This window comes from Streptomyces luteogriseus (assembly GCF_014205055.1).
Lineage (GTDB): Bacteria > Actinomycetota > Actinomycetes > Streptomycetales > Streptomycetaceae > Streptomyces > Streptomyces luteogriseus.
Window position 1 is genome coordinate 4,589,655 of record NZ_JACHMS010000001.1, and the last position, 14,685, is coordinate 4,604,339.

General features: G+C 70.1%; 15 protein-coding genes and 1 pseudogene. 8 read left to right on the forward strand and 8 right to left on the reverse strand.

Annotated features, from left to right (window positions below; genetic code table 11):
- Positions 1-62: 62 nt before the first annotated feature.
- Positions 63-683, reverse strand: coding sequence for a TetR/AcrR family transcriptional regulator (locus BJ965_RS20200; protein WP_184909921.1), 621 nt, complete (start codon positions 681-683; stop codon positions 63-65).
- Between the two features lie 71 nt (positions 684-754).
- Between BJ965_RS20200 and BJ965_RS20205 the strand changes: the two genes are divergently transcribed.
- The 4 genes and pseudogenes from BJ965_RS20205 (at position 755) to BJ965_RS20220 (ending at position 4,673) form a co-directional block, all read left to right on the forward strand.
- Positions 755-1,687: an oxidoreductase gene (locus BJ965_RS20205; RefSeq protein ID WP_184909922.1), complete on the forward strand. Its 933-nt coding sequence runs from the start codon at positions 755-757 to the stop codon at positions 1,685-1,687.
- A gap of 157 nt (positions 1,688-1,844) precedes the next feature.
- A pseudogene (locus BJ965_RS20210) lies at positions 1,845-2,556 on the forward strand (trypsin-like serine peptidase).
- A gap of 227 nt (positions 2,557-2,783) precedes the next feature.
- Complete coding sequence (locus tag BJ965_RS20215) at positions 2,784-3,728, forward strand: bifunctional lytic transglycosylase/C40 family peptidase (protein ID WP_376777980.1); 945 nt, start codon at positions 2,784-2,786, stop codon at positions 3,726-3,728.
- A gap of 246 nt (positions 3,729-3,974) precedes the next feature.
- Positions 3,975-4,673: a phosphatase PAP2 family protein gene (locus BJ965_RS20220; RefSeq protein ID WP_184909923.1), complete on the forward strand. Its 699-nt coding sequence runs from the start codon at positions 3,975-3,977 to the stop codon at positions 4,671-4,673.
- Positions 4,674-4,774: 101 nt separating this feature from the next.
- Here the strand turns inward: BJ965_RS20220 and BJ965_RS20225 are convergent, their stop codons facing one another.
- Complete coding sequence (locus BJ965_RS20225) at positions 4,775-6,328, reverse strand: FAD-binding oxidoreductase (RefSeq protein ID WP_184909924.1); 1,554 nt, start codon at positions 6,326-6,328, stop codon at positions 4,775-4,777.
- A gap of 137 nt (positions 6,329-6,465) precedes the next feature.
- A complete protein-coding gene (locus BJ965_RS20230) occupies positions 6,466-6,636 on the reverse strand; it encodes a hypothetical protein (protein ID WP_184918074.1) in 171 nt (56 codons plus the stop codon).
- Between the two features lie 138 nt (positions 6,637-6,774).
- Between BJ965_RS20230 and BJ965_RS20235 the strand changes: the two genes are divergently transcribed.
- Together BJ965_RS20235 and BJ965_RS20240 are read left to right on the forward strand one after the other, a co-directional pair.
- A complete protein-coding gene (locus tag BJ965_RS20235; RefSeq protein ID WP_184909925.1) occupies positions 6,775-7,626 on the forward strand; it encodes a hypothetical protein in 852 nt (283 codons plus the stop codon).
- A 91-nt stretch (positions 7,627-7,717) separates the two neighbouring features.
- Positions 7,718-7,885: a hypothetical protein gene (locus tag BJ965_RS20240; protein WP_167345922.1), complete on the forward strand. Its 168-nt coding sequence runs from the start codon at positions 7,718-7,720 to the stop codon at positions 7,883-7,885.
- Positions 7,886-7,906: 21 nt separating this feature from the next.
- On the opposite strand, the gene BJ965_RS20245 is transcribed toward BJ965_RS20240, so the two are convergent.
- Positions 7,907-8,308 (reverse strand): metal-sensitive transcriptional regulator, encoded by a 402-nt coding sequence (locus BJ965_RS20245; RefSeq protein WP_184909926.1) that lies wholly within the window; start codon positions 8,306-8,308, stop codon positions 7,907-7,909.
- Between the two features lie 203 nt (positions 8,309-8,511).
- On the opposite strand from BJ965_RS20245, the gene BJ965_RS20250 reads away from it, so the two are divergent.
- The gene (locus tag BJ965_RS20250; protein WP_184909927.1) at positions 8,512-9,132 is read left to right on the forward strand and encodes a DUF47 domain-containing protein; all 621 of its coding nucleotides are present in this window, start codon (positions 8,512-8,514) and stop codon (positions 9,130-9,132) included.
- A 7-nt stretch (positions 9,133-9,139) separates the two neighbouring features.
- Entirely contained in the window at positions 9,140-10,138 is a 999-nt protein-coding gene (locus BJ965_RS20255) for an inorganic phosphate transporter (protein ID WP_097217510.1), read from the forward strand.
- A gap of 311 nt (positions 10,139-10,449) precedes the next feature.
- On the opposite strand, the gene pstB is transcribed toward BJ965_RS20255, so the two are convergent.
- From pstB to pstS, 4 genes are all read right to left on the reverse strand, one after another.
- A complete protein-coding gene (gene pstB / locus BJ965_RS20260) occupies positions 10,450-11,226 on the reverse strand; it encodes a phosphate ABC transporter ATP-binding protein PstB (protein ID WP_184909928.1) in 777 nt (258 codons plus the stop codon).
- Positions 11,227-11,295: 69 nt separating this feature from the next.
- Entirely contained in the window at positions 11,296-12,354 is a 1,059-nt protein-coding gene (gene pstA, locus BJ965_RS20265) for a phosphate ABC transporter permease PstA (RefSeq protein WP_184909929.1), read from the reverse strand.
- On the reverse strand, positions 12,351-13,340 hold the full coding sequence (pstC, locus tag BJ965_RS20270) for a phosphate ABC transporter permease subunit PstC (RefSeq protein ID WP_184909930.1): 990 nt from the start codon (positions 13,338-13,340) through the stop codon (positions 12,351-12,353). Before pstC ends, pstA begins: the two co-directional genes overlap by 4 nt.
- A 100-nt stretch (positions 13,341-13,440) precedes the next feature.
- Entirely contained in the window at positions 13,441-14,562 is a 1,122-nt protein-coding gene (gene pstS / locus BJ965_RS20275; RefSeq protein WP_184909931.1) for a phosphate ABC transporter substrate-binding protein PstS, read from the reverse strand.
- Positions 14,563-14,685: the final 123 nt, after the last annotated feature.

Below are 14,685 nucleotides of genomic sequence, written 5' to 3' on the forward strand. Positions count from 1 at the left end.
TTACTGATCGCTGACGGGTCGATGGCCGGGCGATGGGCGCGACTTGACCGAGGGGCCCGGATTCAGCGGGGCTTGAGGCCGTGCAGGAGGAGGTGGACGAACTCCTCGGTACCGGCGAGGGCCGCATCGGGGGCGAGCATGCCGCCCGCCGCGAAGGAGGCGATGCCCTGGAGGGTGGCGCCGGTCACCAGGGTGAGGTACTGCGGGTCGCCCGCGATGATCTCGCCGCGCTCCTGGGCGTCGGCGATGACCCGCTCCAGCGAGCCGACCGTCCGGTCGACGGCCGCGGCCATCTGCTCGGAGGCGTCCGGCTCGTGCTTGCGGGCGTACATGAGCTCCAGCAGCTCGGCGTTGTCGATCGAGAAGGCGAGGTAGGCCCGGGCGAGCGCGGTGAGCCGCTTCTCCAGCGGGAGCGTGGGGTCGTCCGCGCCCTCCAGGGCCTGGCCCAGCCGGTCGTAGCCGTCGAGTGCCAGGGCGTTGAGCAGGGCCTGCTTGTCCTTGAAGTGGCGGCCGGGTGCGGCGTGACTCACCCCCGCCTCCCGGGCCAGCTCGCGCAGCGAGAGTGCGCCGGCCCCCTTCTCCCGCAGGGTGCGCTCCGCGCCGGCGAGCAGGGTGGAGCGCAGATCCCCGTGGTGGTAGGGGCGGCTCTCCGGGGTGGGGCGGGTTGCTGGCATGCGGACCATCGTATCCCGATGTTGTCAATGCCATCATTGTTGTCATTGACAGCATTGTTGGCGCCGCCTACATTCAGGGCATGGCTGAGAAGGCGAAGACCCAGAGCAGCGAGACGTGGAGCGCGGACCGCCTCCCGGGCCTCGACGGGCGGACCGTCGTCGTCACCGGCGCCAACAGTGGCATCGGCCTCGCCGCGACCCACGCGCTGGCCCGGGCGGGGGCGCACGTCGTCCTCGCCGTACGGGACACCGAGCGCGGGCGGGCCGCGGCGGCGACCGTGCCGGGCAGCATCGAGGTGCGCCGACTGGACCTGGCGGACCTGGCCTCCGTGCGGGCGTTCGCCGACGCCTGGCAGGGGCCGCTGCACCTTCTCGTCAACAACGCCGGCGTGATGATGCTCCCCAGGCAGCGCACCAAGGACGGCTTCGAGATGCAGTTCGGCACGAACCATCTCGGGCACTTCGCCCTGACGAACCTGCTGCTGCCGCGCATCACCGACCGCGTCGTCACCGTCTCCTCGGGCGCCCACCGCTGGGGCGGCGCGAGGATCGGCTTCGACGACCTGGACATGGCGGCGAACTACACCCCGCAGCGCGCCTACGCCCAGTCCAAGCTGGCCAACCTCCTGTTCACCCTGGAACTCCAGCGCCGGCTCACGGAGTCGGGCTCCGCGGTCCGCGCCCTGGCCGCCCACCCCGGATACGCGGCCACCAACCTCCAGAGCCACGCTGCCAACCCTTTGCTGCGCGCCCTCATGCGCCTCGGCAACAGGTTCTTCGCGCAGGACGACCGCGCGGGCGCCCTCCCCACCCTCTACGCCGCCACCGAGGACCTCCCCGGGGCGAGCTACGTGGGTCCCGACGGCCTGGGCGAGATGCGCGGCAAACCGACACTGGTGGGCCGCTCCCGCGCGGCCGGCGATCCGCTGACGGCCCGTCGGCTGTGGCGGGTCTCGGAGGAGCTGACGGGGACGCGCTTCCCGCTGTCACGGGACGAAGAGGCGGGTGTCTGACGAGGACGGCGGCGCCCGACGAGGAGGTGGGTGCCCGACGGACGGGCGGGCGCCAGACGGACAGGTGGGCGCTTGTGGTGCCTGACGGCCAGGCGGTGTCCGACGGGCGGACCGCTGTCTGACGTTCCTCTCACCTTCGCCGGGCACAGTCGCTCCCGTGAAGCGTGTCCTGTCCGTCGTCGTGGTGCTCGGCGGGCTCGTCACCGCGTCGGCCGCGACCGGCGACGACGGGGCCGGGTCCTTCGGGGTGACCGTCGCCGGGCGCGATGCCCGGGTCGGGGTGCTCCTGCGTGCCGCCGGGGAGGGCAGTTCTGCACGGCGTCCGTGGTGGACGCGCCGCGGCGGGATCTGATCGTCAGCGCGGCGCACTGCCTGGGCGGCGAGGGTGGACTGGTGTTCGTGCCGGGCTACCGGGACGGGCGTGCGCCCTACGGGGAGTGGAGGGTGCGGCGGCGGTTCCTGCCCCGCGGGTGGGTCGAGGGGCGGCACGAGGAAAGTGACGTCGGGTTCGCCGTGCTCGCGCCGCGGGGCGGCACTCAGGTGCAGGACGTCGTCGGCGGGAACCGGTTCGTGACCGGAACGGCGACGGGGGGGCCACCGGAGTGACCGTCACCGGGTACCCCGACGCCCGCGAGACGCCCGTCGGCTGCACCGACAAGCCGGCCGCGCTCGGCCGCACCCAGCAGCGTGTCGCGTGCCCCGGCTTCAGCGGGGGTACGAGCGGCAGCCCCTGGGTGAACGGGGACGGGCAGGTCGTCGGGGTCCTCGGCGGGCACGACCAGGGCGGGACCACCCCCGGTGTCTCCTGCAGCGTGGTCCTAGGCGCGGAGGCCCGGCGGCTGTACCGGCAGGCGGCGGGGCTCTCATGACGCGCCGCGACCCCGTGCGCCGGCCGGAGCCGTCGTGCTCTCGCCGTGCTGCCCGTGCCGTGCCCCGTTCCTCCGTCCGCCCCCGACTCTCCTCCCCGTGATCATTCCCGGGCGTGCCGGCCGCCTCTACACTGACCAACGGACTCCTGGGCGGTGAGGGGCGGTTGACGGTGCGTAAGGCATGGATCGTGGCGGGTGTCGCCATCAGCTCCGCCCTGGCCTTCGTGATGCTGCTCGTCGTCGGCGTCTACCTCGTCGCGGGGAACCTGGTCAACGGCGTGGGCGGTGGGGCGAAATCACTGGCCAAGGGGTCGGTGCCCGCCGCGTACGCGGCCCTCGTGCAGAAGTGGGGCAACCTCTGCCCCGCCATCAGCCCGGCCCTGCTCGCCGCCCAGCTCTACCAGGAGAGCGGCTTCAACCCCCGGGCCCAGAGCCACGCCGCCGCGCAGGGGATAGCGCAGTTCATCCCCGGCACCTGGGCCAGTCACGGCATCGACGGCGACGGTGACGGCGACCGTGATGTGTGGGATCCGAAGGACGCGATTCCCTCGGCCGCCTCCTACGACTGCGAACTCGCGTCGTACGTGAAGAAGGTTGGCGGGAATGCGACCGAAAACATGCTGGCCGCCTACAACGCGGGGGCGTACGCGGTGATCAAGTACGGGGGCGTGCCGCCGTACAGCGAGACCCGCAACTACGTGAAGCGGATCACGACGCTCTCGGAGAGCTTCGCCGCGCCGGTCGGGCGGGTCGACCCCTCCGAGCAGGCCGCCGCCGCGATCGAGTACGCGCAGAAGAAGCTGGGCACGCCCTACCTCTGGGGCGGCACCGGCACCGCTGAGCAGGGCGGACGCTTCGACTGCTCGGGTCTGACCCAGGCCGCCTACGAGACCGTGGGCATCAAGCTCCCGCGCGTCGCCAACGACCAGTACAACGCCGGTCCGCACCCCTCGCGGGACGAACTGCTCCCCGGCGACCTGGTGTTCTTCTCGGACGACCTGACCAATTCCCGTGCCATCCGGCATGTCGGTATTTATGTCGGAGGCGGGTACATGATCGACGCGCCCCGGACCGGTGCCGTCATCCGATTCGACCCGATCGACACCCCTGACTACTTCGGAGCCACCCGCGTCACCGAAGATGGCGCGAAAGCACTGCCCACGACGGTGTGAACCGTGTGTGAACCCACCCCCTGAGCTGCGAAGACGTGTCTCTCTTCGATAACGTCTGCGTGATCATTCGGTGGAGTGTGGAACGGATCGACGGGGACCGTGCGTTCCTGTTGACGTAGCCGAGCAGACGTTCATTCGGTACGTGTCATGCACGCGTGCGGCGGAAGCGGGTCTACAACCACGGGGGTGGCAGGAGCGGCGCACGCACAGGTGCGCCGGGAGAGACGACGAAGGGGCCGCAGCGCCATGGCTGGACTCGCCGATTCCGGGTCGAACCCCGACGTCGACCTGCTGTACGACATCAATGGCCTGGCCAAGGACGCGCCGGCCTGGTTCGACCGCGTCATGGAGTACGTCGGTGAGTACGGGCTGCTGCTCGCCATCGTCCTGCTCGTGGTGTGGTGCTGGTGGTCGGTGCGGCGCCGGGGCGACGAGGACGCGGCGTCCAGCGTCGCGGCGCTGGTCTGGGCGCCGTTGGCCGCCGGGATCGCCGTGCTGGTGAATGTGCCCATACGGGGTTTCGTGGAGCGGCCCCGGCCGTTCCTGGACCACCAGGGGCTCGAGGTGCTCGTCCAGGGCAAGACCGACTACTCGTTCGTCAGCGACCACGCGACGATCGTCATGGCGATGGCCGTCGGCCTGTTCGTCGCGAACCGCAGGTTCGGGCTCGTCGCGCTGGTGCTCGCGTTGTTCGGCGGGTTCATCCGCGTCTACATGGGCGTGCACTACCCGACCGACGTCGTGGGCGGATTCGCGCTGGGGACGGCCGTGGCGCTGCTGCTGTCGCCGCTCGCCATGGCCCTGCTGACGCCCGTGGCGAGGGCCGTCGAGCGCTCGCCCCGGCTGGGGTGGCTCGTGCGCGGCAGAGGGCGGGCGGAACGGGACGACGCGGTGATCCCCGAGGCCCGCAGTGAGCGGACCTCGGAGAGGGACCTCGCCGCGTAGCGACGACCGCCGGGCGCGCGGGCACAAACGCCTGCGGCGCCCCGCCGTGCCTGGTGCGACCACCCGCCTGCGGCGCCCTGCCGCGCCCGGGGACAACCCGCCTACAGCGCCTGGGGGTACGTGAAGAAGCGGTTGGGGTCGTACTGCTTCTTCAGCTTGGCCAGGCGGGTCGCCGCGTCTCCGTAGTACGCCTTGCGCCAGTCGGTCAGCGTCGGGTCCGTGTAGTTCTGGTAGGCCGCCCCCGAGGCGTAAGGGCGCATGGCCTTGTGCGCCGACGCCAGCCAGTCCCGGGACGTCGCACCGCTCGTGCCGGCCCGCCAGGCCCCGATGTACTGGGCCAGCATCCGCGAGCGGCGGTGGACGAACGCCGTGGCCGTGGGGGAGACACGGTTGACCGCTCCGCCGAGCGCGGTCAGCGCGATGCTGCCCGAGCCGCCGCGCACCGAACCGATCTGGGCCAGCAGCGTGCGGATGCCGGCCGTGGAGAGGGAGCGGTCGAAGAAGTCCGACGCCGCCGCGTACGTCTCACGGCCCAGCGCGCCCTTCGGGGAGCGGCCCGGGGTCGCGCCGGGCAGATGGCACTGCGCGTCCGTCGGGAACGACGAGCAGCCCGCGTACACCTCCATCGACTCCTCGTACGAGCGGCGCTTCAGGGAGACGCTGCGGGCCGGGGCGCCGACGCGGTCGGCCAGGCGGTCGACGGCGTTCTTGAGTTCGCCGTGGGTGCCGAGGGAGAACGCCGCGACCGAGACCGTCGGCGTGCCGCCCGCGGCGCTCGCCAGATGCAGGGACGACCAGATCTCGTCGGGCTGCGACGGGCCCCACTCCTGCCAGGCCTTCACCACCGCGGCCGCCTTCGACCAGGGCCAGGACAGATACGCCGAGACGCCCTGCGGGGCCGGGTGGGTCGTGAAGTGCAGCTCGGTGACCACGCCGAAGTTGCCGTTGCCGGCGCCGCGCAGCGCCCAGAAGAGGTCCTTGTTCTCGCGGGCGTCGGCGGTGAGCTGCTTGCCGTCCGCGGTGATGAGGGTGGCCCGGGTGAGGCTGTCGCAGGTCAGTCCGTATGCCCGGGAGACCACGCCGTGACCGCCGCCGAGGGTGAGGCCCGAGACGCCGACGGTGGGGCAGGAGCCGGCGGGGATCGTGACGCCCTTCGCGGCGAGGGCGCGGTAGACGTCGATGAGTTTGGCGCCGGCGCCGACCACCGCGGTGGTGCCGGAGGCTCGGACGCGGTTGAGCTTCGAGACGTCGACGATCAGGCGGCCGTCGCCGGAGGACCAGCCGGCGTAGGAGTGGCCGCCGTTGCGGATCGCCACGCGCAGGGCGTGTGCGCGGGCGTAGGCCAGGGTGGTGCGTATGTCGTCCGGGTGGGACACGTACGCGACCGCGGCGGGCTTCAGGTTGTCGAAGCGGGTGTTGTAGAGCTGCCGGGCCGCGGGCCAGTTCGCGTCGCCGGGTCGGATCAGGGGGCCGTCGAGGTCGCGGGCCAGGGCGGACCAGTTGGCGGCGGTGGTTCTCGAGGTTGTGGTGGTGCGCGCGACGGTGGTGGCCGCGGCCCCGGAGCGGGTGCCCGACTGTGTACAGGCGGTGGTGAAGGGGGTCGCGGCCGCGGCGATCGCCGCCGTGCCGGCTGTGAGGATCGTGCGCCGTTCCATGGGGCCTCCCGGTGGTTCCGTCCTGGGAGACGGGGTGATGGGGGGTGGGGGTTCCACGGGTCCGGCGGCGGTCGGGGAGACGTCCGGGGACTCGGGCGGCGTCCGCCGCGGGGCGGTGGCGGCGTTCGCCGCGGGTCTCAGTCCGTCGCGTGCTTCTCCGCGTCCGTGCGTGCCTGGCTTCTCGCTCTTCGGGCCGGGCCGCGCCAGCCGCAGGAGCAGTGGGCCATGCAGAAAGGGCCCTTCTCCATGGTCGTCGTGCGGTGTTCCGGGAGGTTGGGGGGAGCCTCCAGCCCGTCCTGCTGCGCCACGGCGACAACGTTACCCAGCGCAGGTAAAGGGTTCGTACGACGGTCGGCACGGGCTCGCGTGACGAGGGCACAAACCCGTCGTTAACCGGAACGACGAGGGTGCCCGTGACGGACGTACCGGCTGGGGGTAGGCAGGCGATGACTGGACGGCAGCGGGAACGGCGGCACAGGCGGACGGGCGCGGCGGTCGTCACGGCCGTGCTCCTGGCGGGGGCGGGGCTGGGGACCGCGGGGTGCTCCGGAGGTGACGCGGTCGCCGGGGACGCCCGTGGCGGGGACGCGGTCGTCGCGTTGCGGAAGGCGCCCGACCGGCTGATCGGCGCGGGGAGTTCGAGGGCCCGTACATCGATGGAGATGGCCGCGGGCGGGACCCGGGTGACCATCCGGGGTGCCGGGGTCTACGACTACCGCAAGCGGATGGGGCAGCTGAAGGTGCTGCTGCCGCAGGATCCCGCGGGGGTCGTCGAGCGTCGGCCGATCACCGAACTGCTCGCGCCGGGTGCGCTGTTCATGAAGAACAGGGGTGCCGGTGTGCCGCGGGACAAATGGGTGCGGGTGGACACGCGGACCCTGTCCGACGGGAACCTCGTCACCGGCGGGGCCACCGATCCGTTCACGGCGGCCGAGGTGCTGCTCGGGACGCGGACGGCGACGTATGTGGGCAGGACGGAGGTCGCGGGAACCGGGGTGCGGCACTACCGGGGGACGGCGCACCTGGGTGACGCGGCCCGGCGGGCCTCCGACGGGAACAAGGGTCCCCTGAAGGCGGCGGCCGAGGGGTTCGCCACCGCCGAGGTGCCGTTCGACGCCTATCTCGACGACGAGGGACGCATCCGCAAGGTCAGGCACCGCTTCAGCTTCCTGAACGGGCAGCAGAAGAGGCCCGTGGCCGTCGCCTCGACCACGCTGCTCTACGATTTCGGGGCCTCGGTGCGCGTACGGTTGCCGCGGGCCGACGACATCTACGCGGGCAAGATCGCCGAGGAATGACCGGCGTGAACTAGCCCGTCCGTGCCATGCGCGGCGTGTAGGCCGCTCCCTACTCTAGGAAGTCGGCAACGGCAGAGATGAGGTGATGCACGTGGCTCCGGTCGGCGGTACGGCAGTTCAGGACCACGTGGCCCTCGCCGAGATCGAGCTGTGCGGAGAGCTGATCATCGCGGCCTCGGCCGCCCAGGAGCGGCTCAGCCTGGAGAGCATCGACGAGGTCCTGAAGGTGGCCGAGGAACGGGACTCCTCCAGGCGCTGACCACAGGCCGCGGGACCCGGCTCACGTCCGCAGCATGCGGGCGATCGCCTGGGTCGCCTCCTTCACCTTCGCGTCGATCTCGTCGCCCCCCTTGAGGGCCCCCTGAGCGGAGCTCTCAACGGCTGCCGTCGCCACGCAGTGCCGCAGGTGCTCCTCGAGCAGTTGCAGGGCGAAGGACTGCAGGGCCTTGGTGGAGGCGGAGACCTGCGTGAGTATGTCGATGCAGTAGACGTCCTCGTCGACCATGCGCTGCAGGCCGCGGATCTGGCCCTCGATGCGGCGCAGCCGCTTGAGGTGCTCGTCCTTCTGCTTGTGGTACCCGTGCACACCGTGGTCGTGATCGGCCGTCCCGTCCGCACCGGCGTGGTCGGCGGTGCCGGTGGTGACATGTGCGACATCTGTTGCGTCGGTCACGTCCGTCATCGCTTCCTCCTGGTCGGCAGCGGGCCGATATATACCCCTGGTGGGTATATGGTACCGAACTTTGCGGGGTACACGGCCCTGGAAACGGCCCCCGTGCTCATCACTGTGCCCGATGGGCGACACTGGTGGGCGGCCGATAGCCGTGGCCGGATGATGCGCCTAGCATCAGCCTGACCGAAACCGAAGCACCCCGAGGACCCCACGTGCGCTTTCGTCTGACCCCCAGGGAGACGAGCTTCTACGACATGTTCGCCGCCTCCGCGGACAACATCGTCACGGGCTCGAAGCTCCTGATGGAACTGCTCGGGGCGGACTCACCCGCCCGAGCCGAGATCGCAGAGCGTATGCGGGCAGCGGAACACGCAGGTGACGACGCCACGCACGCGATCTTCCACCAGCTGAACTCCTCCTTCATCACGCCGTTCGACCGCGAGGACATCTACTCCCTCGCGTCGTCCCTCGACGACATCATGGACTTCATGGAGGAGGCCGTCGACCTGGTCGTCCTCTACAACATCGAGGAACTGCCCAAGGGCGTCGACCAGCAGATCGAGGTCCTGGCGCGCGCCGCCGAGCTGACGGCCGAAGCGATGCCGCATCTGCGCACCATGGAGAACCTCACCGAGTACTGGATCGAGGTCAACCGGCTGGAGAACCAGGCCGACCAGATCCACCGCAAGCTGCTGGCGCACCTCTTCAACGGCAAGTACGACGCCATGGAGGTGCTCAAGCTCAAGCAGATCGTGGATGTGCTGGAGGAAGCGGCGGACGCGTTCGAGCACGTGGCGAACACGGTGGAGACCATCGCCGTCAAGGAGTCCTGAGCCCTTCATGGACACCTTCGCTCTGGTCGCGACCATCGGCGTCGCGCTCTTCTTCACGTACACCAACGGTTTTCACGACTCGGCGAACGCGATCGCCACGTCGGTCTCCACGCGGGCGCTGACGCCGAGGGCCGCCCTGGCCATGGCCGCGGTGATGAACCTCGCCGGTGCCTTCATGGGCTCCGGGGTCGCCAAGACCGTCAGTGAGGGCCTGATCCAGACACCGACCGGGTCGAAGGGGATGGGCATCCTCTTCGCCGCGCTGGTGGGCGCGATCGTCTGGAACCTCATCACCTGGTACTTCGGGCTGCCGTCCTCCTCCTCGCACGCGCTGTTCGGCGGAATGGTCGGCGCGGCGCTGGCCGGCGGGACGACGGTCTACTGGCACGGGGTGCTGGACAAGGTCGTCATCCCCATGTTCGTCTCGCCGGTGGTCGGCCTGGTGGCCGGCTATCTGGTGATGACCGCGATCATGTGGATCTTCCGGAAGGCCAACCCGCACAAGGCCAAGAGGGGCTTCCGCATAGCGCAGACCGTCTCGGCGGCCGGCATGGCGCTGGGACACGGTCTCCAGGACGCGCAGAAGACCATGGGCATCGTGGTGATGGCGCTCGTCATCGCCGATGTCGAGGACTACGGCGATCCGATCCCGGTGTGGGTCAAGATCGCCTGCGCGGTGATGCTGTCGCTGGGCACGTACGCCGGTGGATGGCGGATCATGCGGACGCTGGGGCGGAAGATCATCGAGCTGGACCCGCCGCAGGGCTTCGCGGCGGAGGCGACGGGCGCGTCGATCATGTTCACTTCGGCGTTCCTGTTCAAGGCGCCGATCTCCACGACGCATGTGATCACTTCCGCGATCATGGGCGTCGGGGCGACGAAGCGGGTGAACGCCGTGCGGTGGGGCGTCGCCAAGAACATCATCCTGGGGTGGTTCATCACGATGCCGGCCGCGGCGATCGTGGCCGCGGCGTCCTTCGGGATCGTGAACCTGGCGTTTCTGTAGGTCGTGAACCCGGCGTTTCTGTAGCCGGTGCTCTGCGTGGGGGCTGGACGCGGGGCGTTGCGCAGCTCGGCGCGACGAGGTGCCGCTGCGCCCACCCGTGCCGCCCCTGGCGGCACGCATGCCCGCAGCTGGGCGGCTGCGCCCGCCCCGCGGCTGGGCGGCTGCGCAGGTCCGCAGCGGTGGCGGCACGCATGCCCGCGGCTGGGTGGAGCAGTACGCGAAAAGGCCCGCCCCTGGGAGAGGGGCGGGCCCTTTTTCGGCCTCGCGGTGGCACCGCCATGCAGCACCGCGAGGAGACTCGGCAGGCCGGATCAGCCGAAGCGGCCGGAGATGTAGTCCTCCGTGGCCTGGACCGACGGGTTGGAGAAGATGCGCTCCGTGTCGTCTGTCTCGATGAGCTTGCCGGGCTGGCCGACCGCCGCGAGGTTGAAGAACGCCGTGCGGTCGGAGACGCGGGCCGCCTGCTGCATGTTGTGCGTCACGATGACGATCGTGAAGCGCTCCTTGAGCTCGCCGATCAAGTCCTCGATCGCGAGCGTGGAGATCGGGTCGAGCGCGGAGCAGGGCTCGTCCATGAGCAGGACGTTCGGCTCGACCGCGATCGCCCGCGCGATGCACAGACGCTGCTGCTGGCCACCGGACAGGCCCGAGCCGGGCTTGTTCAGGCGGTCCTTGACCTCGTTCCAGAGGTTCGCGCCCTTGAGGGAGCGCTCGACGACGTCAGCCAGCTCGCTCTTCTTGTAGTTGCCGTTCAGCCGCAGCCCCGCCGCCACGTTGTCGAAGATCGACATCGTCGGGAACGGGTTCGGACGCTGGAACACCATGCCGACCTCACGGCGGACCGACACCGGGTCGATGCCCGTGCCGTAGAGGTCCTCGTCGTCCAGGAGCACCTTGCCCTCGACCCGGCCGCCGGACGTCACCTCGTGCATACGGTTCAGGGTGCGCAGGAACGTCGACTTGCCGCAGCCGGAGGGGCCGATGAACGCCGTCACCGAGCGCGGCTCGACGGTCATCGAGATGTCCTCGATCGCCTTGTGGGAGCCGTAGTAGGCGGTCAGTCCGCTTACGTCGATTCGCTTGGCCATGACTACTTCACTTCCAAAAGTCTGGGGGGTCGCTGTGGCCCCGCGCGGCGGTAGCCGCAGGTTGTCGCGTCAGCGACCGGTCTTCGGGGCCTTCCAGCGGGCGATCCCGCGGGCCACCAGGTTCAGGATCATCACGAAGGCGATCAGGGTGAGCGACGCCGCCCAGGCGCGGTCGTACGCCGTGACCTCGCCCGATCCGTACTGCTGGTAGATGTACAGCGGGAGCGACGCCTGCGCGCCTTCGAAGGGGTTGGCGTTGATGAACTTGCTGCCGAACACCAGCAGCAGCACGGGCGCGGTCTCACCGGCGATGCGGGCGATGGACAGCATGATGCCGGTGGTGATGCCGCCGAGCGAGGTCGGCAGGACCACCTTCAGGATGGTGCGCCACTTGGGCACGCCGAGCGCGAGGGAGGCTTCGCGCAACTCGTTCGGGACGAGCTTGAGCATCTCCTCCGTGGAGCGGACGACGACCGGCATCATCAGGATCGCCAGGGCGAGTGACCCGGCGAAGCCGAAGGGCTGCATCTCGAAGATCAGCATGAGGCTGAGGATGAACAGACCCGCGACGATCGACGGGATGCCGGTCATGACGTCGACGAAGAAGGTGACGGCCCGGGCGAGGTTGCCGCGTCCGTACTCCACCAGGTAGATCGCGGTGAGCACGCCGACCGGCGCGGCGATCAGCGTCGCGAGGCCGACCTGCTCCAGCGTGCCGAGAATGGCGTGGTAGATGCCGCCGCCCGTCTCCGCGTCGGTGACCACGCCCATCGAGTGGGTCAGGAAGTAGACGTCGAGGACCTTCACGCCGCGTTGGACGGTCGACCACACCAGCGAGGCCAGCGGCACCACGGCGAGCAGGAACGCGACCCACACCAGCGAGGTGACCACGCGGTCCTTGGCCTGGCGGCGGTTCTCGACCCGGGCCGCGATGACGTACGTACCGAGGACGTGCAGGATCGCGGCGATCAGCGCCCACTGGACGCTGCTGTGCAGGCCGGCGGCGGCGCTGACGCCGAGTCCGAGGGCGACGGATCCGGCGGCGATGGCCCACGGAGCCCACTTGGGCAGGTGGCCGCCGCGCAGGGTGCTGGGGCGCTTGGCGGCGAGGGAGGGTGTGGTGCTCATGCGTTGGCCCCCGAGTACTCCTTGCGGCGGGCGATGATCGCGCGGGCCGCGCCGTTGACCAGCAGGGTGATGACGAACAGGACCAGACCGGAGGCGATCAGCGCGTCACGGCCGAACTCGCTGGCCTCGCTGAACTTGCTGGCGATGTTCTGGGCGAAGGTGCCGCCGCCCGGGTCGAGCAGGCTGGTGTGGATCAGGAAGTCGGGCGAGAGCACGGTGGCGACGGCCATCGTCTCGCCGAGGGCGCGGCCGAGGCCGAGCATCGAGGCGGAGATGACGCCGGAGCGGCCGAAGGGGATGACCGCCATGCGGATCACTTCCCAGCGGGTGGCGCCGAGCGCCAGGGCGGCCTCCTCGTGCATCTGCGGGACCTGGCGGAAGACCTCGCGGCTCACGTTGGTGACGATCGGCAGGATCATGATCGCGAGCAGGATGCCCACGGTGAGCATGGAGCGCGCGGCGCCGCCCTGCCAGGAGAAGATGCCGGTCCAGCCGAGGTAGTCGTCCAGCCAGCCGAAGAGGCCGCTCATGTACGGGACCAGGACCAGGGCGCCCCACAGGCCGTAGACGATGGACGGCACGGCGGCCAGCAGGTCGATCACATAGGCGATGGGGCCGCGCAGCCGGCGCGGGGCGTAGTGCGTGAGGAACAGCGCGATGGCGACCGAGACCGGGACCGCGATGACCATGGCGATGATCGAGGAGACGATCGTGCCGTAGGCCAGGACCGCGATGCCGAAGACCGGCGGGTTGACTCCGGTGTTCCACTCGAAGGTGGTCAGGAAGTTGCCGTCGTCCTTGCTGATGGCGAGGACGGCGCGGTAGGTGAGGAAGCCCGCGATCGCGGCCATGATCACCAGCAGCAGAATGCCCGAGCCACGGGACAGACCGAGGAAGATCCGGTCTCCGGGCCGGGTGGCGCCACGGGCCGCGCGCTTCTGCTCGGCCGTGGGGGGAGGTGCGTCAGCTATCTGTGTTGTGTCCATCGGGTTCTCCGGTCTGCGGAACCGCACGTGCTGTGCGGCCCTTGGCGGCGGTGCACCGGACGGTGCGGTCCGGTCCCGCTGGGACCGGACCGCACTCAGGTCAGCTCAGGCTCTCGACGGTCGTGCGAACCTTGGTGATGATCTCTTCGGGCATGGGCGCGTAGTCGTTCTCGGCGAGGATCTTCTGGCCGTCCTCCGAGGCCGCGTAGCGCAGGAACGCCTTGACCGCGGGCAGGGTCTCGGACTTGTTGCCCTTGTCGCAGACGATCTCGTACGTCACCAGGACCATCGGGTAGGCGCCGTCGGCCTTGGTCGCGTAGTTCAGCTCCAGCGCGAGGTCCTTGCCGGTGCCGACGGCCTTGGCCTCCGCGATCGCCTTGGTGGCGTTGTCGACGGTGGCCTCGACCGGCTCGGCGGCGCCGGTGTCGATGGCGACGGTCTTGATTCCGTCCTTGGCGTACGACAGCTCGAAGTAGCCGATCGCGCCGGCGGTCTGCTTGACCTGCGCGGCGACGCCGGAGGACTGCGGAGCGGACTGGCCGCCCTTCGCCTGCCAGGCCTTGCCGCCCTCGTAGGGGAAGTCCTTCTTGGCGGTGGCGATCAGGTACTTGGTGAAGTTGTCCGTGGTGCCGGACTCGTCCGAGCGGTGGAACGCCTGGATCTTGAGGTTGGGCAGCTTCGCGTCGGGGTTCAGCTTCGCGATCGCCGGGTCGTTCCAGTTGGTGATCTTGCTGTCGAAGATCTTGGCGATCGTCGCGGAGTCCAGGACGAGCTTGTCGACGCCCGGGACGTTGTAACCGACGGCGATCGGGCCGCCGACCATCGGCAGGTCGATGCCCTGGCCGCCGGAGCAGATCTTCTTGGAGGCCGCGACCTCGTCGGGCTTCAGTGCCGAGTCCGAACCGGCCCAGGGGACCTGGCCCTGCGTGAACGCGGTGACACCGGCGCCGGAACCGCCGGCCTTGTAGTTGATCTCCACCTGGCAGGCCGCCGAGAACTGCTTCACCCAGGCGTCGACCGCGTTCTTCTGAGCGGAGGAGCCGTCGGCGAGGACCTGACCCGAGGCGTCGTCACACTTGATGTTGCTCGGAGCGGCGGCGTTGGAGGAGCCTCCGTCCGGGTTGCCGGTCTCGTCGGAGCCGCACGCCGTGAGGGCCAGGGCGCCGGAGACGGCGAGAGCACCGAGAGCGAGGGCCCGCCGGTTCATGCGCTGAAGCTTCACTTGAGTTCCTTCCAGGAGCCGCCGTCCTGAATCGGCGGCGTGCGAAAGTCTTGAGGACGCGGACACGGACGCGCCCAGAAGGCGCGGCTCGCATCTGGTACGGCCGAAATTAGGCAGATCAGA